This window comes from Acidovorax sp. Root219 (assembly GCF_001428665.1).
Taxonomy (GTDB): domain Bacteria; phylum Pseudomonadota; class Gammaproteobacteria; order Burkholderiales; family Burkholderiaceae_C; genus Acidovorax.
Genome location: NZ_LMIJ01000028.1, coordinates 72373 through 97366, shown reverse-complemented (window position 1 = coordinate 97366; position 24994 = coordinate 72373). Strand labels below are relative to the sequence as shown.

General features: G+C 66.9%; 27 protein-coding genes. 6 read left to right on the top strand and 21 right to left on the bottom strand.

Annotation, left to right across the window (positions count from 1 at the left end):
* Window positions 1–55: 55 nt before the first annotated feature.
* The 15 genes from ASE28_RS24900 to ASE28_RS24835 form a co-directional block, all read right to left on the bottom strand.
* Window positions 56–655, bottom strand: a complete 600-nt coding sequence (locus ASE28_RS24900; protein ID WP_057206794.1) for a hypothetical protein — start codon at window positions 653–655, stop codon at window positions 56–58.
* Entirely contained in the window at window positions 652–1968 is a 1317-nt protein-coding gene (locus tag ASE28_RS24895; RefSeq protein WP_057206796.1) for a hypothetical protein, read from the bottom strand. The genes ASE28_RS24900 and ASE28_RS24895 overlap by 4 nt, the downstream gene beginning before the upstream one ends.
* Entirely contained in the window at window positions 1965–2468 is a 504-nt protein-coding gene (locus ASE28_RS24890; protein ID WP_057268902.1) for a hypothetical protein, read from the bottom strand. Before ASE28_RS24890 ends, ASE28_RS24895 begins: the two co-directional genes overlap by 4 nt.
* Entirely contained in the window at window positions 2469–3395 is a 927-nt protein-coding gene (locus ASE28_RS24885) for a type II secretion system protein (RefSeq protein WP_057268901.1), read from the bottom strand.
* A gap of 63 nt (window positions 3396–3458) precedes the next feature.
* A complete protein-coding gene (locus ASE28_RS24880) occupies window positions 3459–4295 on the bottom strand; it encodes a type II secretion system protein (RefSeq protein WP_057268900.1) in 837 nt (278 codons plus the stop codon).
* A 22-nt stretch (window positions 4296–4317) separates the two neighbouring features.
* Window positions 4318–5160 carry a prepilin-type N-terminal cleavage/methylation domain-containing protein gene (locus ASE28_RS24875; protein ID WP_082608248.1) on the bottom strand — a complete coding sequence of 281 codons (843 nt, stop codon included), beginning with the start codon at window positions 5158–5160 and terminating at the stop codon, window positions 4318–4320.
* Between the two features lie 626 nt (window positions 5161–5786).
* Window positions 5787–5942, bottom strand: coding sequence for a hypothetical protein (locus ASE28_RS32315; RefSeq protein WP_157422123.1), 156 nt, complete (start codon window positions 5940–5942; stop codon window positions 5787–5789).
* Entirely contained in the window at window positions 5909–6115 is a 207-nt protein-coding gene (locus ASE28_RS24870; protein WP_057268899.1) for a hypothetical protein, read from the bottom strand. Before ASE28_RS24870 ends, ASE28_RS32315 begins: the two co-directional genes overlap by 34 nt.
* Before the next feature lie 24 nt (window positions 6116–6139).
* Window positions 6140–6700: a sugar O-acetyltransferase gene (locus ASE28_RS24865; protein WP_057268898.1), complete on the bottom strand. Its 561-nt coding sequence runs from the start codon at window positions 6698–6700 to the stop codon at window positions 6140–6142.
* A 22-nt stretch (window positions 6701–6722) separates the two neighbouring features.
* Window positions 6723–7898, bottom strand: coding sequence for a Gfo/Idh/MocA family protein (locus ASE28_RS24860; protein WP_057268897.1), 1176 nt, complete (start codon window positions 7896–7898; stop codon window positions 6723–6725).
* Window positions 7899–7916: 18 nt separating this feature from the next.
* Window positions 7917–8930, bottom strand: coding sequence for a sugar phosphate isomerase/epimerase (locus tag ASE28_RS24855; RefSeq protein WP_057268896.1), 1014 nt, complete (start codon window positions 8928–8930; stop codon window positions 7917–7919).
* Window positions 8931–9016: 86 nt separating this feature from the next.
* Window positions 9017–9997, bottom strand: a complete 981-nt coding sequence (locus ASE28_RS24850; protein ID WP_057268895.1) for a substrate-binding domain-containing protein — start codon at window positions 9995–9997, stop codon at window positions 9017–9019.
* Window positions 9998–10115: 118 nt separating this feature from the next.
* A complete protein-coding gene (locus ASE28_RS24845) occupies window positions 10116–11144 on the bottom strand; it encodes an ABC transporter permease (RefSeq protein WP_200961183.1) in 1029 nt (342 codons plus the stop codon).
* Complete coding sequence (locus ASE28_RS24840; protein WP_057268894.1) at window positions 11125–12612, bottom strand: sugar ABC transporter ATP-binding protein; 1488 nt, start codon at window positions 12610–12612, stop codon at window positions 11125–11127. Before ASE28_RS24840 ends, ASE28_RS24845 begins: the two co-directional genes overlap by 20 nt.
* The gene (locus ASE28_RS24835) at window positions 12609–13826 is read right to left on the bottom strand and encodes an ROK family transcriptional regulator (RefSeq protein ID WP_369818281.1); all 1218 of its coding nucleotides are present in this window, start codon (window positions 13824–13826) and stop codon (window positions 12609–12611) included. The genes ASE28_RS24840 and ASE28_RS24835 overlap by 4 nt, the downstream gene beginning before the upstream one ends.
* A gap of 255 nt (window positions 13827–14081) precedes the next feature.
* On the opposite strand from ASE28_RS24835, the gene ASE28_RS24830 reads away from it, so the two are divergent.
* A complete protein-coding gene (locus tag ASE28_RS24830; RefSeq protein WP_057268893.1) occupies window positions 14082–15932 on the top strand; it encodes a bifunctional UDP-sugar hydrolase/5'-nucleotidase in 1851 nt (616 codons plus the stop codon).
* A complete protein-coding gene (locus ASE28_RS24825; RefSeq protein ID WP_057268892.1) occupies window positions 15905–17068 on the top strand; it encodes a trypsin-like peptidase domain-containing protein in 1164 nt (387 codons plus the stop codon). The genes ASE28_RS24830 and ASE28_RS24825 overlap by 28 nt, the downstream gene beginning before the upstream one ends.
* A gap of 90 nt (window positions 17069–17158) precedes the next feature.
* On the opposite strand, the gene ASE28_RS24820 is transcribed toward ASE28_RS24825, so the two are convergent.
* Window positions 17159–17605 carry a hypothetical protein gene (locus tag ASE28_RS24820; RefSeq protein ID WP_162262278.1) on the bottom strand — a complete coding sequence of 149 codons (447 nt, stop codon included), beginning with the start codon at window positions 17603–17605 and terminating at the stop codon, window positions 17159–17161.
* Window positions 17586–18056, bottom strand: coding sequence for a DUF6882 domain-containing protein (locus ASE28_RS24815; protein ID WP_157422121.1), 471 nt, complete (start codon window positions 18054–18056; stop codon window positions 17586–17588). The genes ASE28_RS24820 and ASE28_RS24815 overlap by 20 nt, the downstream gene beginning before the upstream one ends.
* A 157-nt stretch (window positions 18057–18213) precedes the next feature.
* On the opposite strand from ASE28_RS24815, the gene ASE28_RS24810 reads away from it, so the two are divergent.
* Window positions 18214–19218, top strand: coding sequence for an endonuclease/exonuclease/phosphatase family protein (locus ASE28_RS24810; RefSeq protein WP_057268889.1), 1005 nt, complete (start codon window positions 18214–18216; stop codon window positions 19216–19218).
* A gap of 230 nt (window positions 19219–19448) precedes the next feature.
* On the top strand, window positions 19449–19799 hold the full coding sequence (locus ASE28_RS24805; protein WP_200963995.1) for a DUF4440 domain-containing protein: 351 nt from the start codon (window positions 19449–19451) through the stop codon (window positions 19797–19799).
* A 120-nt stretch (window positions 19800–19919) separates the two neighbouring features.
* Here the strand turns inward: ASE28_RS24805 and ASE28_RS24800 are convergent, their stop codons facing one another.
* Complete coding sequence (locus tag ASE28_RS24800; RefSeq protein WP_057268888.1) at window positions 19920–20894, bottom strand: DMT family transporter; 975 nt, start codon at window positions 20892–20894, stop codon at window positions 19920–19922.
* 113 nt (window positions 20895–21007) lie between these two features.
* Here ASE28_RS24800 and ASE28_RS24795 point away from each other — a divergent pair, with 113 nt between their 5' ends.
* Together ASE28_RS24795 and ASE28_RS24790 are read left to right on the top strand one after the other, a co-directional pair.
* Window positions 21008–21874: a LysR family transcriptional regulator gene (locus ASE28_RS24795; RefSeq protein ID WP_057268887.1), complete on the top strand. Its 867-nt coding sequence runs from the start codon at window positions 21008–21010 to the stop codon at window positions 21872–21874.
* Window positions 21875–21929: 55 nt separating this feature from the next.
* Window positions 21930–23069, top strand: coding sequence for a zinc-binding dehydrogenase (locus ASE28_RS24790; RefSeq protein WP_057268886.1), 1140 nt, complete (start codon window positions 21930–21932; stop codon window positions 23067–23069).
* A gap of 24 nt (window positions 23070–23093) precedes the next feature.
* Here ASE28_RS24790 and ASE28_RS24785 read toward each other — a convergent pair whose 3' ends face one another.
* Genes ASE28_RS24785 through ASE28_RS24775 form a run of 3 tightly spaced genes read right to left on the bottom strand, consistent with a single transcriptional unit; the run spans window position 23094 to window position 24911 of the window.
* Window positions 23094–23738: a DsbA family protein gene (locus ASE28_RS24785; protein WP_057268885.1), complete on the bottom strand. Its 645-nt coding sequence runs from the start codon at window positions 23736–23738 to the stop codon at window positions 23094–23096.
* Window positions 23735–24001, bottom strand: a complete 267-nt coding sequence (locus ASE28_RS24780; protein ID WP_057268932.1) for a hypothetical protein — start codon at window positions 23999–24001, stop codon at window positions 23735–23737. The genes ASE28_RS24785 and ASE28_RS24780 overlap by 4 nt, the downstream gene beginning before the upstream one ends.
* 43 nt (window positions 24002–24044) lie before the next feature.
* Window positions 24045–24911, bottom strand: a complete 867-nt coding sequence (locus ASE28_RS24775; protein WP_057268884.1) for an MBL fold metallo-hydrolase — start codon at window positions 24909–24911, stop codon at window positions 24045–24047.
* Between the last annotated feature and the right edge of the window lie 83 nt (window positions 24912–24994).

Genomic DNA, 24994 nt, shown 5'->3' with positions numbered 1-24994 from the left:
GCCGGGCACATCCGCAGGCCGCAGGAGCGCATGGACGCTGCGGCACCTTTGCTCATCACGGCAGGCTCCTGATAGGGCCCTGGGCGTTGTCCGGTGCCGTGCCGGGCACGCCGGCCTTAAACTGCTGGCTGCTGATGCTCGCCAGCGAGCCATCGGGCCAGCGCAGCGTTCCGACCCGAAGCCCCACTTCGGGCAAGGTCAGCGTCTGGCGGCCCAGACGCTCGGAAATCACGACCCGGTTGGGCTCCACCTTGGTGATGCGGCCGCCTTCGGGCAGGCGCGCACCCTGGCGGGCCAGGCGGTCATCGATCACGACGGATTGCGTCTCTGTGGCCAGGTTGTCCAGGTGCAACGACATCGAACGCATGGGCATCTGCACGCTGCCGACGATCTCGCGACCCGGTGCGGGCAGCGCGATCAGGGTTTGCGGGTCCACGCCCCGGCCAGATGCCTGCTTCTGAATGCGGGCCATTGCGTCGAAAGCATCCGCCACCCGCGCCTGGTCGGTGCGCAGCGCCTCAGGCAAGGCTGCCAGCGACATCTCAGGCGGCCGGACGTTGGGCGTGCGGGCTTGGACCAGTTGCACCACGCCGTACATCGCCCATCCGAGCAATGCGACGGCAACCACATTCAAGAGCAGTGCTGCGTATTTCATGGTTTCATGTTCCCGGGTGCGGCAGCCTTGGCAACCAGTTCATAGGAGAAAGCGCCTTGAGAAGATTCGGCAGGGTCCATGGCCTTGAGCGTCCAGCCAGCGGCGGACATCAGGCTCACCCAGCGGGTCACCGATGCCGAGGCTCCGGGCGCGACCACGCCATCCACGCGGAAGGCACGCGCGCGGTTCGGGTTCTGGTTCTGCTGGGTGGCCTCCAGCTTCACCCGCACGATGCGGATGTCACTGCCCGTGGACGACTTGAGCACGGCCAGGAAGGCCATGGGGTCGTAGCGGGCGCCCTCGTCCAGCGTGCGCGAAAAATCTGCGACGGGAAGCAATTGCTGCGGCGCCTGAACGGTGGTCACTGCCTGGATGCGCTGCTGCATTGCCGCGAGCTGCGCGCGCTGGCTCTGGCCTTCGTCGCGCTGGGCATCGGCCTGCTGGCTGGTGAATGCACCCACGGCAACCAAGGCACCGCCAACCACCGCCGTGAGCGCCGTAATCGACGCCACCCAGCGTTCCGCACGCCAGGCCACGCGCTCCGCAAAGGGATTGAGGGCATGCCGGCCTGCAGCGTCGCGCGCCAGCGCGGGCATCACCGTCTGCACCCGCTCGCCGGCCAACGACAGCTCTGCAGCCTTCATTACCACAGGTGCACTGCCCAGCACGCCCTGCAAGGCCGATACACAGATCTCACCATCGGCGGGCTGGGTGCTCCACAAGGCGCCCCACTCCACCGCATCGGGCCCCAGGCGGCTGAGCAGCGCGCTCTGGTTGGCCACCAGCACCTGGGCAGAACTGGTCATGGCCGACGCGCCCGAACCTAGTGCCTGGGTGGAAGCGAACACCATGCCCTCCTCGCTGTGGGCAAAGCACATCAGGCGGCGCTGCGAGAGCAGCAGGCGCGCCTGGCCCGCGTCCACGCCATTGCACAGCAGGCCGCCGGTCGTCATCACCAGGCAGTGGTCGTTTTGCTCCTTAGCCCACTGCGAGCTGCGTTGCCACAGATCCAGCGACACCGCGGAAAAGAAGGCCTGGAACCCACCTGGCACCTTGAGCAGACGGTGCATGATGATGTGGGCAGAGCCCTCCACCAGGCCTTGCGTGCGCACGCGCTTCTCGATCAAAGCCGTGGCGTATTCGGACTTGCCTTCGAAGCGCCAGACATCGGTGAAGACGTCGTCCAGGTCCAGCACCACCAGCGCGGTATGCGTGAGCCGGGGCCAGGCAGGCACTTCCTGTGCCTGGTGGCCGTGGCAATGCACCCACCCTGCATTGGCGACGCGGTAAACATGTTCGGCGGCAGCGCTCATGGCATGGTCCTGGGCGGTGGGGCGACGGAAACCGTCTGGAAATACAGCGTGCCGCTGGCACCCAGCGTCAGCCCCTTGTCACCTGGCTGCGGCATCTGGAAGAGACCCGTTTCAGGGGACAGGGTGGCGACCTCGAAGAGATCGGCAACGAAGATGGATCCTGCACCGCCACGGCCCAGCTCGCCCAGGAACTGCGCAGCCTCCACGCGGGTAGCCGGCCCTGTCGTGCGGCGCAGCTTGCGCTCGCCCCACTGCGCGGGATCGAACCCCAGGCGGTCTACCTGCTGCGCCACCTGCTTGAGCGATTGCACAAGGCGCTCGCGCTGCTCCACCTCGGGCATGAGGTTACGGGCGCTGTCCAGGCTCTGGCGCAATTGGGCGGTCTGCTGGCGCTCGAACGCCAGCTTCTTGAGCCCACTCTGCGCCAGCCAGGCGCCACAAGCCAGCAAGGCAGTGGCCAGGGCCAGGGCCCCGAGCTTGACGGTACGGGTGCCGTTCAATTACTGCTCCATGATCCAGTGGGCGGTCAGCAGGATGACCTGGTCTTCGTCCAGCTTGCGGCCATCAGTCGTACCGCCAGCGCTGCCGGACGTATTGACCACCGCCTGGCGCGTGTCGCTGGTGTTCATCTGGGTGCTGTTACCAGCCACATTGATGGCCACGCCCTGGGTGTTGTTGGCCTCCCACTGGGTACCGGGCGCGTTCGCCTCGGTCGCAGCCGTCTGGTGGGCTGGGCGGCCCTGGATGCGGAAACGGCCTTCGCGGGAATCGGGCTTGCCATCGATCACCTGGTCCATGTAGCGCGCCAGGTCAGGTGTGAGGCCGCGGATCACCATCACGTTGCCAGCGCCGCTGGCCACGCCGGCGTCGTTGAACTGGAAGCAGACCTGCAGCTCGGCGGGGTTGCCGTTGGAGTCGATGTACAGGAAACGGTCTTCATGCCCTTCGCCACGGCCAGGGGGCATGCGCACGCCGGACTGTGTCATCAGGGTGCGCAGGTTCAGGCCTGCCAGCGCCTTGTCGCCCTGGCCGACGGTGTCTGCCGCATAGCCCTGGCCAGCGCAGATCTTTGCACCCCGGTTGGTGAAGCTGGCGGGGATGCCGGGCACGGCCATGGAGCCGGCGCGGGCGCATGCGTTGCTGTTGTTGATCGAGGTTTCGGAGCCATCGATCATGTAGGTGGGAGCCTGCTGGCAATCACCCACCACCACACCGGTACGCTGGTAGTACTGGTCGTAAGACATCTTCCACTGGTAGGCGAACTTGTTGATCGCCTTCTGGTACTCGGCATTGCGCTGCACGTCCTTGGCGATGGCCACGGCACCGATGATCAGGCCGATGACGGCCAGCACGATGGCCAGCTCCACCAGGGTGAAACCTTGCTGGACCTTGCGGCCAAGCTTGCGAAATGATTGCATCTGTTTCATCGAAATCTCCGACGAGGTGTGAGTGATAGGTTGTGAGAAAAGTGGTAGCAGGGCTGCCACCAGTTACTGGTTCATGCGGTAGATGGCCGTGACGATTTCCACCTGGTCTTCGTCCAGGCCATCGTTGTTGTTGGTACCCATCTTGTCGCGGTTGGTGCGGTTCCATTCCTGGCCAGGCACATTGGGGGTACCGTTCAGAACGCCCTCCCTGCGGAAGCGGCCTTCGCGCTCATCGGGCTTGCCATCGATCATCTGGTCAAGCGAACGGGCCAGATCAGGAGTCAGGCCGGTGATGACCATCACGTTGCCCGCCCCATCCCCCACATCACCGACGCCCGCACCAGTGGCCATCGGTTTGTTCCACTGGAAGCACACCTGGATTTCCTGGGGATTGCCGTTGCTGTCGAGGTAGACATAGCGGTCTTCGAGGCCTTCTGCACGGCCCGGGGGCATGCGAACACCGGCACGTGTCATCAGCGTGCGCAGATCGCGGTTCGCATCCGTGTCGAAAGCGCGGGTCATGTTCTGCCCCTTGGCGCCGCGGCAAATGGCCGATGGAGCCGTAGCTCCTGTCATGTCGCGGCCGGACCGGACATCTCCAGGCTTGGCGGCGGCAGCGATGAACGCGGCGCCGTTGACCATGTTCTGCGGAGCCGTCTGGCTATCACCCAGCACCACGCCATTGCGCTGGTAGTACTGGTTGTATGCCTGCTCCCACTGGTCGATGAACTTATTCTTGATCTTGGTGTACTCGGCGTTGCGCTGCACGTCCTTGCCAATGGCCACGGCGCCGATGATCAGGCCGATGACGGCCAGCACGACAGCCAGTTCGACCAAGGTGAAGCCTTGCTGGCGAGCCGAGCGCAGGCCACGCTGGGGATTCTTGAAGAAGTTTTTCATGATGGTGTTTCCCTGACCCGGCTTACTGGTTCATCTTGTAGATGGCGGTCAGCGTGATGACCTGCTCTTCATCGCGCGAATTGCCGTCCGCCGGCGCGGCGGGTACGGCACCCTGCCCCGAGGTGTTGTTGACAATCCATTGCAGGCCCGGCTGGTTGGGCGTGCCGTTGGCGATGCCCTGCCTGCGGAAGCGGCCTTCCTGCTCATCGGGCTTGCCGTCGATCATCTGGTCCAGCATGCGGGCCAGGTCAGGCGTCAGGCCGGAGATCACCATCACGTTGCCCGAGCCGGCAGCCGTCGATGGCTTGTTCCACTGGAAGCAGATCTGGATTTCCTGGGGGTTGCCATTGGTGTCGGTGTAGACGTACAGGTCTTCCTGGCCCTCGGCACGGCCTGGGGGCAAACGCACCCCGGCCTGGGTCATCAGGGTACGAAGCTGGCCTGCAACGGCACCGGCACGCACGTCCGCCACAGGGGCACGTTCGCAGACAGGCGCCGGTGCAGTGACAGCAGCAAGACTCATGTCGCCGCCAGACAAAGGTGCCACGGCAGGCACCGCCACCGTGCCAAAGGCAGTGCCGTTGACCATGATCCGCGGCGCTACCTGGCTATCGCCCACCACCACGCCGGTGCGCTGGTAGTACTGGTTGTACGCCTGCTCCCACTGGTCGATGAACTTGTTCTTGATCTTGGTGTACTCGGCGTTGCGCTGTACATCCTTGCCGATGGCCACGGCGCCGATGATGAGGCCGATGACGGCCAGCACGACCGCCAGCTCGACCAGGGTGAAGCCACCCTGTGCGGCCCGTTGGCCGGCCGAGCCATGTTTGCGCCGCGAAGGCAGGATGGGAAAAAGTGGTCGCATGATGTCCTCAGGCGTTGAAAAAAGACACACAAAAAAAAGATTGCTGAATGTAACGACTGTAAACAATGCATAACCGAAGTCAAGAAAAAAACAATCACTCATCCGGGTGGTTTTTGGTCGATTTTTGCCACCCGGATCGCATTTGTATTTCGCTGTTTAAAAAGGTATTTTTCATAGGAGAAACCAAGAAAAATCGGCCTTGTTTCGCACCCGTTGAAGAGGTAGCGAAGCATCCCCCATCGGTATGCAATTAGCCATAGTGCTTATGTATTAGAGAGACAACAAAACACAAAACAAACAAACAGAAGCCAATTTCAATAGATTTCATCAATCAAAATTGCACAGTGAATCGGCAGATTTCGCCAGAAAATCTGATATGCATTGGGAGGTATGAGCCAGGTATCCCACAGGGCCAGCAACAGGGTTTCGCGCCATTCATTCGACCCGGTCAAGAGCGACCGTATGGAGGGCTCGGTAACGACAGGAAGGTTGCAGTGCAGCGGCAGGGTTCGTCGGGCCCAGGGCCCCTGTCGGCGGGCTGCTCAGGCGGCCTTGAGCCTAGAGCGCGCCACCACATCGATGAGCCGCCCCGCCTGGTCGCGCAGCGACTCCGAGGCGGCGGCGGACTACTCCACCAGCGCGGCGCTCGTCTGGGTCATGCCATCAAGCTGCGAGATGGCGGTGTTGACTTCGCCCACGCTCTGGCCCTGCTCCTCGATGGCGCTGGCGATCTCACCGATGAGGCTGCTCACGCGCTGCACAGAGCCCAGGACCTTGTCCATGGTCTGCTCTGGCGCACGGTCAGGGCGGCCGAGGTCTGCTCGATGCTGGCAGCCGCGGCCTCGGTGAGCACCGAGAGGTCAGGGCCGCCGCGGCTCAGCTCCTGGCTGGCCACGGCAATGCTGTCCGCGCTGCGTCGCACTTCGATGACCGGCGCATTGAGCGCGCCCCACATGCGCGCCAGCGCGCGGTGTCCGCCTCACTGCGGCAACGCGCGGATCACCCGGCAGGGATTGCCCGCCGCCAGCACGCGTGGCGGCACGTCGCGCGTGACCACACTGCCTGCGCCGATCACGGCGCCATCGCCAATCGTCACGCCAGGGCAGATGATGGCGCCGCCGCCGATCCAGACGTCCTCACCGATGGCCACGGGCAGGCACAGCTCGATGCCGGTGGCCCGCTCGGTGGGCGACAGGGGGTGCGATGCCGTATAGATCTGCACGCCGGGCGCACACAGGGTGCGGGCCCCGATGCGCACCGGGGCACCATCAAGCACGACGCAGTTGAAGTTGAAATACGCGCCCTCGCCCAAGGTGATGTTGTAGCCGTAATCGCAATGGAATGGCGGCGTGATATGCACGCTGGCGGGCTGGCCTGGCAGAAGTTGTGCCTGCAACGCCTGCAGTTCGGCAGCGGCCTCGGGCGCCGCGTGGTTGATGGCATGGCACAGCTGGCGGGCGCGCAGGCGGTCGGCCACCAGCTCCGGGTCGGCGGCCTGGTAGGGCGCGCCGGCAATCATCTTGTGTTTCTCGGTTGTCATCAAGCCATTGTGGCCCGTGGCCTCAAGCCCCTTCGCCAGCCAGCGCAGTCCACTTTCGCTCGCTGCGCGCGGACTCCACCACCCGCTCGATGAAGCGCACGCCGCGTGCACCGTCTTCCACGCGCGGGTAATCGGCCGCCAGCGGGTCGGCCGGCTGCTCGGCCGCATGGGCGCGGATGTCCGCCGCCACGCCCAGGTAGACGTTGGCAAAGGCCTCGATGAAGGCCTCGGGATGGCCTGATGGAATGCGGCCCGCGCGCAGCGCCGAGGGGCTGAGCCAGGGCGCACCGCGCGTGAGGATGCGGCGCGGCCCGTCCACGGGCGAATGCACCAGGTGGTTGGGGTCTTCCTGGCGCCAGGTGATGGTGCCCAGGGTGCCCGAGACCTGCAGGCGCAGGTCGTTCTCCAGGCCCGCAGCCACCTGCGATGCCACGATGATGCCGCGCGCGCCATTGGCGTAGCGCAGCAGCATCTGCGTGTCGTCGTCGAGGCGGCGGCCCGCGCCGAAGGCGGTGAGGTCGGCGCACAGCCATTCGGGCTCCATCCCGGTCACGGTAGCGGCCAGGTTCTCGGCATGCGAGCCGATGTCGCCCATGGTGCCCACGGCGCCGCTGCGCGCGGGGTCCAGCCGCCAGTCGGCCTGCTTGTTGGCACCGCCCTCTTCCACCGCCGTGGCCAGCCAGCCCTGGTTGTATTCGACCGTGATCTTGCGCAGCGTGCCCAGGGCGCCGCTGCGCACCAGGTGGCGCGCCTCACGCACCAGGGGGTAACCGGTGTAGTTGTAGGTCACGCCGAACACGGTGCCGGCCTGGCGCACGGCGGCCACCAGTTCATCGGCCTGAGCGCTGGTGTGCACCAGCGGCTTGTCGCACACTACGTGAAAGCCCGCCTGCACAAAGGCCAGGGCCACCGGGTGGTGCACGTGGTTGGGGGTGACGATGCTGACCAGGTCGATTCGCTCACCAGCGGGGCGGCGCAGCTCGTCGGCCAGCAGGTCCTGCCAGCTGCCGTGGTTGCGCTCGTCGGCCAGGCCCAGGGCGGCGCCCGAGGCGCGGGCCCGCTCGGGCGAGGACGAGAGCGCGCCCGCCACCAGCTCGAACTGCCCGTCCAGCGCCATGGCCTTGCGGTGCACGGCACCGATGAAGGCGCCATTGCCGCCGCCCACCATGGCATAGCGCAGCTTGCGTTCAGAGGACATGGAATCCCTTGTTGGTCATTATTTCGGTTGCTCGTCGCGGGCAAACACGGCGTCGAAGGCGCCTGCGGCGGGCTTGAAGTCGAGCCGCTTGCAGAAGGCAGCGCTTTCTGTGGCACCGTGCACGCGGTCCATGCGGCTGTCTTCCCACTCCACCGACAAAGGGCCCTGGTAGCCGATGTCGTTGAGGGCGACGATGATGGATTCGAAATCGATCATGCCGCGCCCCACGCTGCGAAAGTCCCAGTGGCGCCGCGCATCACCAAAGCTGGTGTGCCCGCCGAACACGCCCACCGTGCCGTCGCCCCTGCCCCACCACACGTCCTTCATGTGGGCGTTGTAGACGCGGTCGGCAAACTGGCGGATGAACTTCACGTAGTCCACGCCCTGGTAGGCCAGGTGGCTCGGGTCATAGTTGAAGCCGAAGCGCCGGTGCCCATTCACAGCGGCAATCGCGCGCTCGGCCGAGGCGATGTCGAAGGCGATCTCGGTGGGGTGCACCTCGAGCGCGAAGTTGATGTCGTGCTGCTCGAACACGTCGAGGATGGGGCCAAAGCGCTGGGCGAAGTCCGCAAAGCCCTTGTCCCAGTACGCCTGGCTGGTGGGCGGGAAGGCATAGATGGCATGCCATACCGATGACCCGGTGAAGCCCGTGACCGTCTTCACCCCAAACTTCGCGGCGGCACGCGCCGTGTCGGCCAGCTCGCTGGCTGCGCGCTGGCGCACGCCTTCGGGTTCGCCATCGCCCCACACATGGGGCGGCAGGATGGACTGGTGGCGCTCGTCGATGCGGTCGCACACCGCCTGACCCACCAGGTGGTTGCCAATGGCAAAGCATGCAAGGCCATGCTGGGCCAGCAGCGCATGCTTGTCCTTCACATACTGCGCGGAGGCCAGCGCCTCCTGCACGTTGAAATGGTCGCCCCAGCAGGCCAGCTCCAGGCCGTCATAGCCCATGCTGCGGGCCAGCGGCGCGAGCTCGGACAGCGGCAGGTCGGCCCACTGGCCGGTGAAGAGGGTGACGGGTCTTGGCATGGTGGAGCTCCAGAAAATGGGGGCAGCGAACAGCCCACCGGGCGGCCGCCGCTGCGATGGGGCGAGACCCCCATCAGGCGTCCCGATCAGAATGGCGAGTCAGGGAAGTAGAAGCTCTTGGCGTTCTCTTTGGTGATCAGCACCGAAGGGATGATGGTCGTGGGCGGCAGCTTGTCGCCCTTGATGCGTGCCTCGGCCGTGAGCTTGATCGAGTCGTAGATGAACTTCGGCGAGTACGACACATTGGCCTGGATCAGCGGGTTGCTGCCGTCGGCCAGCGTCTTGATCATGCCCTTGGCACCGGCGCCGCCGAACACCAGCTTGATGTCCTTGCGCTTGGCCTGCTCGATGGCCTTGAGCACGCCCACGGCCATGTCGTCATCGGCCGCCCAGACCGCGTCGATCTTCGGGAAGCGCGTGAGGTAGTCCTGCATGACCTTGAAGGCGTCGTCGCGGTTCCAGTTGGCGTACTTGGCGTCCAGCAGCTTGATGTCGGGGTGGTTCTTGAGCACCGCGTTGAACGCGTCCATGCGCTCGTTGTCCAGCGTGGTGGCAATGCCGCGCATGGCCACCACGTTGCCCTTGCCTCCCAGCGCCTTGGCGATGTACTCGGCCGGGATCTTGCCGAAGGCGGTGTTGTCACCGGCCACATAGGCGTCCTGCGCGCTGGTGTCGGTCAGGCCGCGGTCCACCACCGTCACGTAGACGCCCTTGGCCTTGACCTGGGCGACCGGCTTGGTCAGCGCGGCCGATTCGAAGGGAAAGATCACCAGGGCGTTGATCTTGCTGACCGTGACCAGGTCCTGCAGCTGGTTGGCCTGTTCGGGCGCACCGCCGGCTGTCTTGACGATGACCTGCAGGCCGGGGTTGGCCTTCTCCAGGTCTTTCTTGGCTTGGTTGGCCCAGTACACGATGCCGCCCGTGAAGCCGTGCGTGGCCGACGGAATGGCCACCCCCACCACGACCTTGTTGGCCTGGGCCACGGCCGGGCCGGCCAGCGCCAGCGCTGCGGCGGCGCCCACGGCCGAGAGGGCCAGGCGGCGGGTAAAAGTAAGTTGGCTGTTCATGATGCGTTGTCTCCTGTTGCTGTTGCTTTGATGAAAAAGGCCATGGAAGCTGGCCGACTGGGGAACACGAAAGTCAATAACACCTACCGAAAAACCGAGAAACCGATTCAAGAGGCCATCACCGTTTTCCGCGCTGCATGAAGGCCACTGCAATGATCACGAAGCCCTGCACCGCCGCATTCAGGTACACGCTGATGATGCTGGTGAGGTTCAGGATATTGCTGATGACCGACAGCAGGATGGCGCCCACCACCGTGCCGGTGATGGTGCCCGCACCGCCCTTCAACACGGTGCCGCCCACGATCACTGCGGCGATCGCCTCCAGCTCCCACAGCAGGCCCGTGGTGGGCGATGCCGAGCCCAGGCGCGGCACGTAGAGCAGTGTGGCGATGCCCACACACACGCCGAGCAGCATGTAGGTCAGGATCTTGATCTTGTGCACGTCCACCGCGGCGTACTGCGCCACCTGCTCGTTGGAGCCGATGGCCTGTACGTAGCGGCCGTAGGCCGTACGGTTGAGGATCACACCGCCTACCAATGCCACCAGCAGGAAGATCCACACCGGGATGGGTACGCCCAGCAGGTTGGCGTAATACACGGGGCTGTAGATGTCGGACAGGTCGTTGTCCAGCGTGATGGCGCCGCCGTTGGAGAAGTAGGTGAGGTAGGCGCGGAAGATGCCCAGCGTGCCCAGCGTCACGATGAAGGGCTCGATGCGCCCCTTGGTGATCAAGAGGCCATGCACCAGGCCGAACACCGCGCCCAGCACCACCGCCAGCAGCATGCCGACCACCACGGCGGCCATGGGCGAGCCCAGCACGGGTGCCATGGCGTTCATGAACAGGATGACCGAGCCGGCGATCAGCGCCGCCATGGAACCGACCGACAGGTCGATGCCGCCCGAGATGATGACGAAGCACATGCCCACCGCGATGATGCCGATGAAGGCCGTGCGCGTGAGCACGTTCATCACGTTGTCATAGGTGGCGAAGTTGCTGTTGAGCAGCGTGCCGGCAATGCACAGCAGCGCCAGGCCGATGACCGGGCCCATGCCGTGCAGCTTGCCCCACCAGGCGGTTGCGGCACCGTGGCGGCTGCCGCCTGCCTGTGGCGCGGCGGCGGTGTTCTCAGCGGGTACCTGTGGCATGGACGATCAACTCCTCTTCGGTCAAATGGGGTTCTTGCAGCGTGGTCTGCAGCCGGCCGGCGCGCATCACCGCGACGCGGTGGCACAGGCCGATCAGCTCCATCAGTTCGGACGAAATCACGATCACCGCCAGGCCCTGCGCCGCCAGGCGCTGCACCAGGTGGTAGATCTCGCGCTTGGCGCCCACGTCCACACCGCGCGTGGGCTCGTCGAGCACCACCACGCTGGGGCCGGGGTGCAGCACCTTTGCCAGCGCGAGTTTTTGCTGGTTGCCGCCCGACAGCGACGATGCGCGCACGTCGAGCGAGCCGGTGCGGATGCCGAACTCCTGCACCGCATCGCGCAGCGCGGCCTGCTCGGCCGCCGGGTTGAGCCAAGGCTTGGCATAGCGCTCCAGCGCCATCAGCGTGAGGTTGGGCCGCAGGCTGAAGTGCACATGCAGGCCCTTGCCCTTGCGGTCTTCGCTCAGGTAGGTCAAACCGTGGCGAGCCGCATCGCGCGGGCTCTTGAGCTGCACCGCCTTGCCCGCCAGCTCCACCGTGCCGGCAGAGCGAGGGCGCAGGCCCAAGAGGCCCTCGAACAGCTCGGTGCGGCCGGCGCCCACCAGGCCGGCAAAGCCCAGTATCTCGCCGCGCCGCACCTCGAAATCCACGTCCTGCGCCCAGCCGGGCACGGTGAGGCCGCGCACCTGGAGGATGGGCTCGCCTGCCGGAGCGGGCAGCTTGGCGGGGAACAGGTCGGCCAGCTCACGGCCTACCATCAGGTTGGCCATCTGCCGCCGCGTGACGCTGGCCGTGGGCTCGCGTGCCACCAGCAGGCCGTCGCGCATCACCACCACCTCGTCGGTGGTGCGCTCCACTTCGTCGAGCTTGTGCGAGATGTAGATGATGGTCACTCCCGCGGCCTTGAGCTCGGCCATCAGCGCGAACAGGCGCTCCGTCTCGCCGGGGGTGAGCGTGGCGGTGGGCTCGTCCATGATCAAGAGGCGCGCATTGCGGGCCAGCGCGCGGGCGATCTCCACCAACTGCTTTTCGGCCACGATGAGCTTCTTCACGCGGGTGTCGGGGTCCAGCGGCAGGCCGACCTGGGCCAGCGCCTGGCGCGTCTTCTCGCGCATGGCCTTGTCGTCCAGAAACAGGCCCTTCCTGATCTCGTGCCCCAGGAAGACGTTCTGCGCAATCGTCAGGTCGTCCGCCAGGTTGAACTCCTGGTGGATCAGCACGATGCCCTGGGCCTCGGCCGCGCGCGAGCCGCCGCCGGGGGCGCGCACTGCGCCGTCGACCACCACCTCGCCGGTGGTCGGGCTCTCGTACCCGGCCAGGATCTTCATCAGCGTGGACTTGCCCGCGCCGTTCTCGCCCAAGAGGCCATAGACCCGGCCCGGCTGCAGCGCAAAGCCCACGCCGTGCAGCACGCGCACGGGCCCGAACGCCTTGGTCACGTTGCGGAACTCGACGGCGACGCTCATCGTGCGGCCCCTCCCGAACGGGCAGACGACTGGGCCATGCTCTCCTGCATGGCCAGCACACCGGCGCCCACCACGCCGGCATCGTCGGCCAGGGGCGCGTACTGGATCTCCAGGTGGCGCGTGGACAGGGCCAGCGAGCGGTGGTACACGCTCTGGCGCACCGAGGCCAGGAACAGCGGCCCCATGTCGGCCACGCGCCCGGCGATGAACACATGCGACGGGTTGAAGAAGTTGACGATGGAGGCCAGCATCTGCCCCACCAGGTTGCCCGCGCGCTGGATGATGGCGTTGGCCGCCACGTCGCCCGCGCGGCTGGCCTGGGCGACGTCCTCGGTGGTCAGGGTGCCGGTGGCCTGCAGGCGCTCGGCCAGCAACGCGCTCTCGCCCGCCTGGGCTGCGGCCAGCGCCATGCGCGCCATGGCGGGCGCGGCGGCCATGGCCTCCACGCAGCCCTGGTTGCCACAGTGGCAACGCGGGCCGGCCTGGTCCACGCAGATGTGGCCCACGTCGCCGGCCGAGCCATTGGCGCCCCGGTACACCTGGCCGTGGCAGACGATGCCGCAGCCGATGCCCGTGCCGATCTTGATCACCAGAAAGTTGGGCAGGTTGCGCTGCAGCCGCCAGAGCTCGCCCAGCGCCATCAGGTTCACGTCGTTGTCCACGAACACCGGGGCGGCGAAGGCTTCGCGCAGGTAGTCGCGGATGGAAAAGCCGTCCCAGTCAGGCATGAGCGGGGGGTTGACCAGTTGGCCGCTTTCAAAATCCACTGGCCCCGGCACGCCCATGCCGATGGCGATGACCTGCGAGGCCGGCAGCCCGCAGCGCGCCATCAGTTCGCGCATCAGGCCGCGCAGCCGCGCCAGGATCACGCCCGGGCCCTGGCGCACGTCGATGGGTTCGCGGTGCCGTGCCAGCACGGTCATGTCGGGGCGCATGATGGCCACCTGCATGCTGGTGGCGCCCAGGTCGGCGCCGATCACCACGCCCAGGGTCTCGCTCAGGCGCAGGGTCTCGGCACGGCGGCCTCCGGAGGACTCCTGCAGGCCCACCTCGTCGAGCAGGCCCTCGTCCAGCAAGGCCGCCACCCGCGCGTTGGCCTTGCTCTTGGAGTAGGCCAGCCGCTGCGCCAGTGCATGCCGCGACGCGCCCGCCGACCAGAAAATGGTTTGCAGAACGTCCAGGTCTTCGGTGCCGCAGTTGTGCCAGCGTGCCAAGGCTTGTCTCCTGTTTTTTATGTGGCTGACCTTGCAAGGCCGCAGTGGGTCCCATCCAGGTCGCCTGCACCTTGGTTGGTGCGTTGGACAAATACTATGCGGCCCACTTAGGCCACACAAGACTTAACTTAGACCTAATTTAGGTCAAACAAACATCTTCATCGCTTTGTCACGGTGGCTGGGTCCACTCAGGCAGCAGACCAGAGTCCGCGACTGCTTCAGGACACCGAGAAACCAACACCGACGAGGGAATCCATGACATTGCGATTGACTGCCGCGGCCTTCGCCGCCCTGGCCGCCACCCTGATCGCCTGCGGCAGCAGCGGCGGCAGCGAGCCGCCGTTCACCGTCAAGCTGATCGGCTTCAACGACTACCACGGCAACCTGGAATCCCCCGGCACCTTCGGTGCCAGCGCCGCCGTGCCGGCAGCCGACCGCCCGCCCGTGGGCGGCGCCGAATTCATGGCGGCCCATGTCGCCAAGCTCAAGGCCCAGAACCCCAACAACGTGGTGGTGGGCGCCGGCGACTCGATCGGCGCCTCGCCGCTGATCTCGGCCCTGTTCCAGGACGAGCCCGCGGTGGAAACGCTCAACCGCATCGGGCTGGAGTTCAACTCGGTGGGCAACCACGAGTTCGACAAGGGCTCGGCCGAGCTGCTGCGCCTGCAGAACGGCGGCTGCAAGACCGGCGAGCCCAACAGCTGCAAGGGCTCGGTGGCCGGCACGCCGGTGCCCTTTGAAGGCGCCAGGTTCAAGTGGCTGTCGGCCAACGTCATTGCCACCGCGACCGGCAAGCCCCTGCTGCCGGCCTATGGCATCAAGGAGTTCAAGGGCGTCAAGGTGGCCTTCATTGGCATGACCTTCAAGGCGACGCCCACCGTGGTGACACCCACCGGTGTGGCCGGCCTGGAGTTCCGCGACGAGATCCAGACGGTGAACAACCTGATCCCCGAGCTCAAGGGCCAGGGCATCGAAGCCATCGTCGTGCTGGTGCACGAAGGCGGCTTCCAGTCGGGCACCGTGTCGGACATCAACGGCTGCGAGGGCGCGCTCGCCGGCTCGGGCATCGCCACCCTGGTCAAGGGCCTGGACAACGCGGTGGACGCGGTGATCAGCGGCCACACGCACGCTGCCTACAACTGCAAGCTGCCCAACGCCACGGGCCGCGCCATCCCGGTGACCAGCTCCAGCTCATTCGGCCGGGTGCTGACCGACATGGATCTGACCATCGACCCGTCCACGCGCGACATCACGGCCATCGCCACCACCAACCGCCTCGTGGTGCGCAACGACCCCACCGTGCCTGCCGATGCGACCGTGGCCAGGATCATTGCCGGCTACAACACCCTGGTCTCGCCCATCGCCAACACGGTGATCGGCTCCATCGCCGCCGAGCTGCCCAACAGCCGCACCGACGGCGCCTGCAACATGCCGGCCGGCGACCTGGTGGCCGACGCCATGCTGGCGGCCACGCAGGGCCCCACCTTCGGCTCGGCGGTCATTGCCCTGATGAACGGCGGTGGGGTGCGCAACCCCGGCTTCACCTTTGCGAGCAGCACGGTGGGCGAAGGGGCCGGCAACGTCACCTATGGCGAGGCCTTTACCGCGCAGCCCTTCGGCAACAGCCTGGTGACCATGTCGCTCACGGCGCAGGACCTCAAGGATGTGCTGGAAGAGCAGTTCGCGGCCTGCAAGGGCCAGTCGACCACGGCCACGCGCGTGATGCTGCCGTCCAACGGCTTCAAGTACACCTGGGACGGAGCCAAGGCCTGCGGCGCGCGCGTGAGCAATGTCACGCTGCGCAATGGCAGCTCGACGGAGACCATTGTCGACGCCTCGGGCACCGTGGTCAATCCGACCAGGAGCTACCGCGTCACCATGAACAACTTCATGGCCGATGGCGGTGATGGCTACTCCACCTTCCTCAAGGGCACCAGCCGCCTGGGCGGCGCGCAGGACATCGACGCGCTGGTGGCCTACCTGTCGGGCTTCAAGGCGCCCAAGGCACCGTACACGCTGGGCAGCAACCCCAACGATGCGGGCGGCACGCGCATCAACCGCACCGGCACCAGCACCGCATGCCCGACCGGCGCCGTCACTTCCTGACCGGCCTGCTGGCGCTGGCGGCAGCCGGCCCGCTGGCGGCCTCGCCGGCCACCGAGGAAAAGCTCAAGGCGATCATGCAGGCGGCGGCCGGCCGGCCACCCGACGCCGAGCGCCTGCGCGAGCGCGAGGCCCTGTTGCGCGAGGCCGAGGCCGCGCTGGCAGCCGGCGATGCGCAGACGGCCGAGCAGGGCTTCGACCGCGCCGCGATGATCCTGCATTCCGCCGACACCGAGATGGGCTTGGTGCGCAGCTACATGCAGTCGGGCCAGTACCGGCGCGCACTGGCGTTTGGCGCCCACACGGCGGGTGCGCACCTGGACGTGGTCGGCGGTGCGGCGCTGTATGCCTGGCTGCTCCACGCGGGCGGACAGGACGCTATCGCCCGCAAGCTGCTGGCGGATGCGCAGGCGCGCGCGCCGTCGCAGCCGCTGGTGGCCGGTGTGGCCCGTGAGCTCGCATCGGGTGCGCCGCATGCGAGCGGCAACATGCTGCTGGCGCCCGCGCGGCTGGCCCCGTACAGCCACCCCGGTCACTCGGCAGCGCTGCCGCGCGGCGTGCGCCTGGTTGCGGCCGGTACGCTGCTGGATGAAGGCCGCATGGCGCTGGTGCCCGCACGGGCCGCCGCTGGTGGCCGGCGCCTGTGGGTTCGCAACGGGCTGGGGCAGTTGGTGCCGGCCACCGCCATGCCGGTGCGCAGCGACGGCGGGATCGCCCTGCTGCGCCTGGGCAGCCCGCTGCCCGCGCCGTCCATGGGCAGCGTGCCCGCCGACGTGTTCCCGGGTGCCGTGGCCTTCGCTGTGGCGTATGCGCAGACCAACGATGCGGGCGCCGCCTGGCCCCTGCTGCGCACGGGCTTCGTCGGTGCCGCCAAGGGTGCGGATGGGGACCGTGAGCTCGATGCCTCCATGCACCAGGGCCTGGCGCCGGGTGGGCCCGTCTTCGACCAGGCCGGCCGGCTCGCGGGCATTGCGCTGCCTGAAGGTGCGGGCGCCCGGCTGGTGGCTGCACCCCGTTTGCGCAAGACGTTTGCGGGCCGGGTGGTACTGCCTGCATCCCGGGACAGTGGCCGCCTGGGGCCCGATGCGGTTTACGAAGCGGCGCTGCTCAGTACCTTGCAGGTGATTGCCGCGCGCTGAGGCGCGGGCAAGCTGCAATGCCTGCGCTTGTGCAGGCGCGTCTTCTGCTTTATGGCGGAACCCTGGCGCTGGGCACTGATGGGTGCATGGCTAAATGCTGCTTGAGTCGGTGGCAGTCCACTGAAAACGAACCGACTCTCGCAGCCACCGAAAATGCACCTCGAGGCCCAGATAGTCGCGATCACTTGTGTTGAACGCGGTCTGCCGCTCAAGGCAGCGCACGAAGAAGCTCAAGCACACCTCCCTTTGTCTGCCAACCTTGGCAAACCAGGGCTCGTCCTGAATCCAATAGCGCTCGGCAGACAGGTAGCACTCGCCGGTCAGCTTGTCCAGGTCGGGGAATGCATTGCCAGAAGGTAGCCCACTGACGTACTGCGCCACCCGGCGCCACACCTCGGCGTCGATCGCGGCGCGCACATGCTGGAGGGCGTCGTAGTCCACGTCCTCGAAGCGATCACACCGCTCCACATCCACTGGCCCCGCCCATGGTGGACTGGGAATGCGCGCAAAACGAAGCTCAGGCGGCATGGAGGACATAGCAAACCCATGGCTCCTGGTTCTTGGTCTTGAACACGGCAATGCCTTGCAGATGGTGCAGTGCCAGGGCGCACAGCTCGTCCATATCGCCGGGGGTGGCGCGCAGTTGCGGGGTATCGAACACCTGGTAGCCGGTCTGGGCCGCCAGCTCCCTGACTTGAGCGGCCCTGTTTCTTGACAGCACAGGGAACACATCGTTGACCCACGCCCAGGCCAGGCTTTCCAATGCGGGGAGGTAGGTGACGATAGGTGTCGCCTGGTACACGCATGTCCGGCCACCATCGCCGGTGAGTGTCAGCGTCGCTGCTTCTTCATCGATGTTCCACGCAGAAAAGCCGGCAATGGCCTCGCTGAAGGCCGCCTGGCTGGCCCGGTAGCCGTCCATGGCAATGCGCAGCAAGTCTGCGAACCGGGCGTCTGTGGTGTCCTGATGGTGGCGATGGAGATGCATGGGAGTTCGGCCGATAGTATCCGGGTGTCTACTCAGGTGTCGTGGTGCTGCAGGCGGGACAGTAGGCAATCGGCCATCCAGCCCCGGCACCATTCCACGATCAGTACATTCCGCAAATTGTCCTGCACCTTCGCCCGTCACCCTGCCCATTGACCGTATGCCACAAGCCGCAGTTCCCCGCTTCATCACCGCGAGGGCCCGGTGGCTGGCTTGGCTGTGCGCGCTGGGCGCGCTCGCGGCGCCGGTAGCGCGCTTTCTGCCAGCCGACAAGGTGCAGTCGCTGCAATGGCTGGTGGAGCTGCCGGCCCACTGGCAGTGGCTTTACCTGGTGGTGGGCGCGACCTCGCTGGTGCTGCTCATGCTCTCGGGGCGCAGCGGCATGGGCAAGGGGTGGCTGGCCCTGCCGGCCCTGGCAGCCCTGGTTCTGGGCGGCGTCTTCCTGTGGCAGCCGGCCACGCTGCCGCGCGGTGCCGAACCGGCCGACCCCGGCGCGGTACTGACAGTGGGCACTGCCAACCTCAATGCGGCAACCACCGACTTCGGCCCGCTCACCGACTGGCTGGCCTTGGCCGATGCGCCCGATGTGGTGTTTCTGCAGGAGTTCACCGAACTGGCACAGCAGGCGCTCATCCGCAACCCTGCAGTGGCCGCGCGCTACCCTCATCGCCTGGCCGTGCCCCAGCCCGACCCGTTCGGCCTGGCCATCCTGTCGCGCCACCCCCTGTCGGGCCTGCAGACGCTGCAACCGCAGGACCTGCGCGACACCCTGCGCCTGCGTGCCACCCTGGCCTGGAATGGCAGGGCCGTGCACCTGAGCGCGCTGCACCCCATGCCGCCGCTGGACCAAGGCTTCGCCCAGGCCCGCGACCGGGCCCTGGTGCAGGAGGCGCAGCACCTCACAGCGCAACCGGGCGGCCTGGCACTGATGTCGGGGGACCTGAACATCACCCCCTGGGCGCGGGGACTGTTCGCGGTGGACGGCAGCATGCGCCGCGCCAATGGCATGGCACCCAGCTGGCCCAATGCCTTCGGCTGGCTGTCGGTGCTGCCGCTGGACCATGTGCTGGCATCGAGCGGCTGGCAGGTGGTGGGCGGGGGCATCGGGCCGGATTTGGGGTCGGACCATCGGCCGGTGGTCGTGCGGCTGACCGCCGCGCCTTAAGCGGCCTTCTTCGGTGCAGGCGCCTTGGGCCTGGATTTCTCCTGCGCCGCCCGCGAATCATTGAAATCCGCCGCCGCGCGGCACCCTGCGCAAGGCCATGTCCGACAGGGCACATGCATTCCCTCCTACACTTTTCAGCGGGCAATGCAATAGCCTGTCGTGAACCAAGCTCCAAGCCGCGCGACAGCATCCATGCCGTGCGCAGCGCTTGCCAGAACGGAGCACCACCGATGAACGCACCCAAGGACCTGTTCCTCCAGCCCACCCGCTCTTTCCAAGACTTCCTGCGCACCCGCGAGCGGATCTCCAACGACTACATCAACGGCCACCCCGAGCCGCTGGCGGACATCGCCACGCAGCACGACCACGCCACCTTCTTCCCGCCCGGCGGCACCACGGTGCAGGGAGCGGCCGAGGTATCGACCAGCCAGCGCCAGGGCGCGCAGAGCTTTCGCAATGGCAGCACGGGGCAGTTCGAGATCATGCAGAGCGCCAGCAGCGGCACCCTCGCGTTCTGGACCGGGGTGCAGCATGCCGAGGTGGTGATGGAGGGCAAGGACGAGCGCGTGTCGATGCAGTAGCGCACGACCGAGGTGTTTCGCCTGGAGGATGGCCAGTGGAAGCTGATCCACCGCCATGCGGACATGTGCAAGGACGGCGGCGCGAAAAGCTGAGACTCTGCGCAGCGCGAGCCACCCGCATCAGGCGGGCTTGGCCGTCACCAACGTCTTGGCCGGCCGGCGTATGGTCCACAGCGCCGTCGCCATCAGCACCACACCGCCCAGTTGCACCGGGCTCAGCGTGCGCCCGTACACCGCCCAGTCGACCAGCACCGCGGTGAGCGGATAGACGAACTGCAGCACCGCGATGTGGCCCAGTGCCAGACGGGCCATGCCGGCGAACAGGATCACATAGGCCAGCCCCGTGTGCAGCACGCCCAGGCCTGTGAGCCAGGCCCAGGCAGCCGCCGTATGCGGCCAGCCGAAGGCCAGCGGCGCCCACGCCAGCAGCACGGCGCCCACCAGGCACTGCCACAGCGCCAGGGCAAAGGGGCTGATGGGCGCGGGCGCGCGGCTGGCCAGCAGCGTGACGGCGGCATAGCAGAACGAGCCGCCCAGGCACATCAGCACCCCGGCCAGGTAGGCCCCGCCATCGGCCGTGCCGACGGGTATGCCATCGAGCAGCCCGGTGGTGAGCACGAGCCCGGCCAATGCCGCCAGCGTGGCCATCCATTGGACTGGAGAGACGGCCTCGCGCAGAAACAGCGCACCGAACACGATGACCCAGATGGGCTGCACGTGGAAGATCACCGTGGCCACCGCGATGGAGGTGCGCGGGATGGCCGCGAAGAACAGCGCCCAGTTGAGCACCATGAACACGCCCGTGGCGCAGGCCACCCAGCGGCTCTTCGCCTGGTGGCGCAGCAGCAGCTCACGCCCCCGGCCCGTGGCCAGGCACCAGGCCACCAGGGCCAGCGCGCCGAAGGCGCAGCGGAACCACACCGTCACCAGCGGGTGCTGGCCGGCCTCTTCCACGAAGACTCCGATGGTGCCCAGCAGCACGCCGCCGGCGATCATGAGCCATTGGCCCGTGCGCTCGCGGGCCTGGGTTGCAAGGTCAGGGGTGCTGGCGAGTGACGCGGGCGAAAGGGGCAGTGCAGAGGCCTTGTGGTTCATGGCGCCAATGGTCGTGAATTGATCGCCACAGGTAAAGCGCATAGTTCGCGGCACAGCCATTCGGTAATCGAATACATTGATTGGCAACCATCCTCGTCTACAGACCTACGCGCATGAACTACCCCGACCTGCAGATCGACTGGCTGCGCGCATTCGTCGCCGTGGTGGACGCGGGCTCGCTCTCCGGCGCGGCCCCCCTGGTGCACCGCTCGCAGTCTGCCGTCAGCATGCAGATCAAGAAGCTCGAAGCGGCGCTGGGCCGCCCGGTGCTGTTGCGCGGCCCGCGCCACCTGGAACTGACGCCCGTGGGCGAGGAACTGCTGTCGTACGCGCGCCGCATGCTGGAGCTGCAGGCCGAAACGCAGACGGCCCTGTTCGGCCCACGGCTGGCGGGCCGGGTGCGCCTGGGCGTGCCGGACGACTACGCATCGACCTACCTCACGCCCGTGCTGCGCAGCTTTTCGCACCGCTACCAGGGGGTGGAGATCGAGCTGACCTGCGAGCAGTCCACCTCGCTGATCCCGCGCGTGGTGCGCGGCGAGCTGGACCTGGCCCTGGTCTCGCGCGACAAACCGCAGCGCGGGCGCTTTCTGTTCCAGGAGCCGCTGGTCTGGGTGGGTGCCGCGCAGTTCGAGGCCTGGCGGCGCGACCCGCTGCCGATTGCGGTGTACGAATCGGCCAGCCTGGCGCGCATCGCCACCATGAAGGCCCTGGCCGCGCGGCGCCGCGCCTACCGCATCGTGTACCACAGCTCCAGCCTGGCCGGCCAGCTGGCCGCCGTGGAAAGCGGCCTGGCCGTGGCCGTGCTCACGCGCTGCAGCGTGCCGCCCAACCTGCAGATATTGCAGAACCTGCCGGCCGAGTTCGACCTGCCCGCCCTCGATTCGATGGACGTGTCGGTGCTGCGCAGCAAGGAGTCGCAGCGCTCACCGGCGGTGGATGCGATGTATGAGCAGATGGTGCGCACGTTGGGTGGGTGACAGCGGATATTTCTCACAGGGACGAGAATGAAGCACATTCCACCAGGAGACACCCATGACCACAACCGTACCCGCCACTGCCCTGCAACTGCGCTCGCTCGTGCAGCCTGATGCCACCTTGCAGATCAGCCTCGAACCCACCCCCGTGCCCACCCCGGGGCCCGACGAGGTGCTGGTGCAGGTCCAGGCGACGCCGATCAACCCATCGGACATCGGCCTGCTGTTCGGGCCGGCCGACCTGTCCACCGTGCAGGTGTCCGGCAGCGCCGACCGGCCGGTGGTGACCGCACGCATCCCGGACCGCGCCATGCCCGCCATGGCCGCACGCCTGGGCCAGAGCATGCCCGTGGGCAACGAGGGCGCGGGCCTGGTGGTGGCGGCAGGCTCCTCGCCCGCCGCCCAGGCCCTGCTCGGGCGCACGGTGGCGCTGATCGGTGGGGCCATGTACGCGCAGTACCGGGCCATGCCCGCCGCGCAGTGCCTTCCGCTGCCGGCCGGCACCACGGCGGCCGAGGGCGCGTCGTGCTTCGTCAACCCGCTCACGGCGCTGGGCATGGTGGAGACCATGAAACGCGAGGGCCACACCGCGCTGGTACACACCGCCGCCGCCAGCAACCTGGGCCAGATGCTCAACAAGGTCTGCCAGAAGGACGGGATCGGCCTGGTCAATATCGTGCGCAAGCCCGAGCAGGCCGCATTGCTGCGCGAGATCGGCGCCCAGTACGTGTGCGACAGCAGCGCACCCGGCTTCATGGCCGAGCTGACCGATGCCCTGGCTGCCACGGGTGCGACCATCGCGTTCGACGCCACAGGCGGCGGCACGCTGGCCGGGCAGATTTTGCAGTGCATGGAAGCCGCCATCAACCGCAAGGCCACGGAGTACAGCCGTTATGGCTCTGCAGTGCACAAGCAGGTCTACCTGTACGGCCACCTGGACACCCGCCCGACCGAGATCCAGCGCACCTTCGGCATGGCCTGGGGCGTGGGCGGCTGGCTGCTGTTCCCGTTCTTGCAGAAGATCGGCAACGACGCCGCCCAGGCGCTGCGCCAGCGCGTGGCGGCCGAGCTCAAGACCACGTTCGCCAGCCACTATGCGCGCACGGTATCGCTGGCAGAGGCGCTGAGCGCCGATGCCATTGCCTTCTACGGGCCGCGCAACACCGGTGCCAAGGTGCTGATCGATCCGTCGAAGTAGTCGGGGCGCGCCAACGGCGCCAAATCAGGCGGCAGCCAGCACGAGTTCCAGCAAGCGCTCATGCGGCCCCAGCAGCGCATCACCGCCGATCAGCCTGAGCGCCCCGCCCTCCCCCCTGACCACCAGTTGCGGCACACCGCGTGCGCCCACGGCGCGCAAGGTGGCTTGCGAACTGGCCACGCGTCCGTCCATGGCGCGGTGCAGTGCGGCATCGGGCGCCAGGGTCTGCGCGGCTGCGTCGGGCAGGCCCAGGCTCCTGAGCACATCGGCCAGAACCTGTGCATCGGCCGTGTCACGGCCATCGACGTAGCGCGCACGCTGCAGGGCGTGCAACACATCGAGCTCGCGGTCGGGCGCGGTCTGCGCCGCGGCGGTCAGCGCCAGGGTGGCGGGGCCGGAATCAAAGCGGCCCGAAGGCGCGCCCAGTATCTTGTCGCGGTAGGCCTCGCTGAACGGCTGGCCGGTGAGCTTCTCGATGCGCTGGTCGTTGGACCAGGCATAGGCGGCAAATTGCGCGTCCATGGGCCGGGCACCAGCGCCTGCGAACAGGCCCGAGGGCGCCAGCGTGACATGCACGCCGGGGGTCCCCTGCAGGCGGCCCAGGGCAGGCGCAGCGGCGTAGCACCAGCCGCACAGGGGGTCAAACAGATACGTCACTGCCGTTGTCATGGTCTTGGGTCTTTTTCAGTAGGTTGGGCGAGCGCCGTTTCGAAAAGCGCCAGCTCTTCTTCCAGGGTGCCGCGGCTGCGGAAGTGGCGGTTGGCGCGGTCGTACCAGTTCTCGGCGTCTTCCAGATCGCCTTCCTGCAGGTGCAGGATGCCATGGAGCCAGGCCGCCAGCAGGGAGCCATCGTGCTGCACCAGATCGTGCGCTTCGTTCCAGCGCCCGGCGCGCAGGTGCTGCAAGACGGGTTGAAGTGGGTGCGTTGGCATGATCTGGTGGTCCATCACTTTGGGGGATTGGTAAACCTGTTGCTTACCACTTCATGTCGCCCTTGTTCACTTTTGCACCGATATCCAACGACAAGCCCATGGGCGCTGCGGGGTAGGCCTTTTTCATCGCCTCGATCAGCTCGGCGCTGGTCTTGGTCGCTGCGGCGTTCTTCTCGAAGGCCTGCAGGTAGCCTTTGGTGTAGGTCACATTGGCAGCGGTCAGTGCGGTGCCGGCGCCCATGTGGCCGGGCACGACCACGGCGGGCTGCAGGGCGGCCATCTCGTCGAGCTGGGCCACCCAGGCGCTGCGCTCGGCCACGGTCTGGGTGTCGGCGGTCCACACATGGGTGTTGGTGCCGAACACGCCGATATTGCCCACCACGGCCTTCACCGAGGGGATCCAGGCATAGGGGCGGTGCGCCAGCAGGCCGGTGGTGCCACGGATTTCGACCACCTGGCCGTCCACCGTGAGGGTGTTGCCGGTGATGGCCTTGGGCAGCACAGGCGTGCGCGGCGCGTTGGCGCCCATCTTGGGGCCCCAGAAGGCAAGCTTGCCGGCGAGCTTGGCGCTAATCTTTTCCAGTACGGCGGGGGTGGTCACCACCTCGGCCTGGGGAAAGAACTCCTTGAGCGTTTCCACGCCGAAGTAGTAATCCGGGTCGGCCTGGCTCACGTAGATGGTCTTGAGCGCTTTGCCGCTGTCGAGCACGTTGGCGGCAATGCGCAGCGCGTCGGCACGGGTGAAGCCAGCGTCGATGACCATGGCCTCCTTCTCACCGTAGACCAGGGTGGAGTTGACATTGAAGCTGTTGCCGTCGGCGTTGTAGACCTTGATCTGCAGCGGCTCGGCAGCCTGTGCGGCGGTGAAGGCGATGGCCAGGGTGGCAGCGATAACGGTGGTGCGGAACATGCGGGAATCTCCAGAAGTGGGTGGTGTTGCTCGGTACAGGCTGAAGTTTATTTGCGCCAATCGATCTAATAAACCGCTTAAAC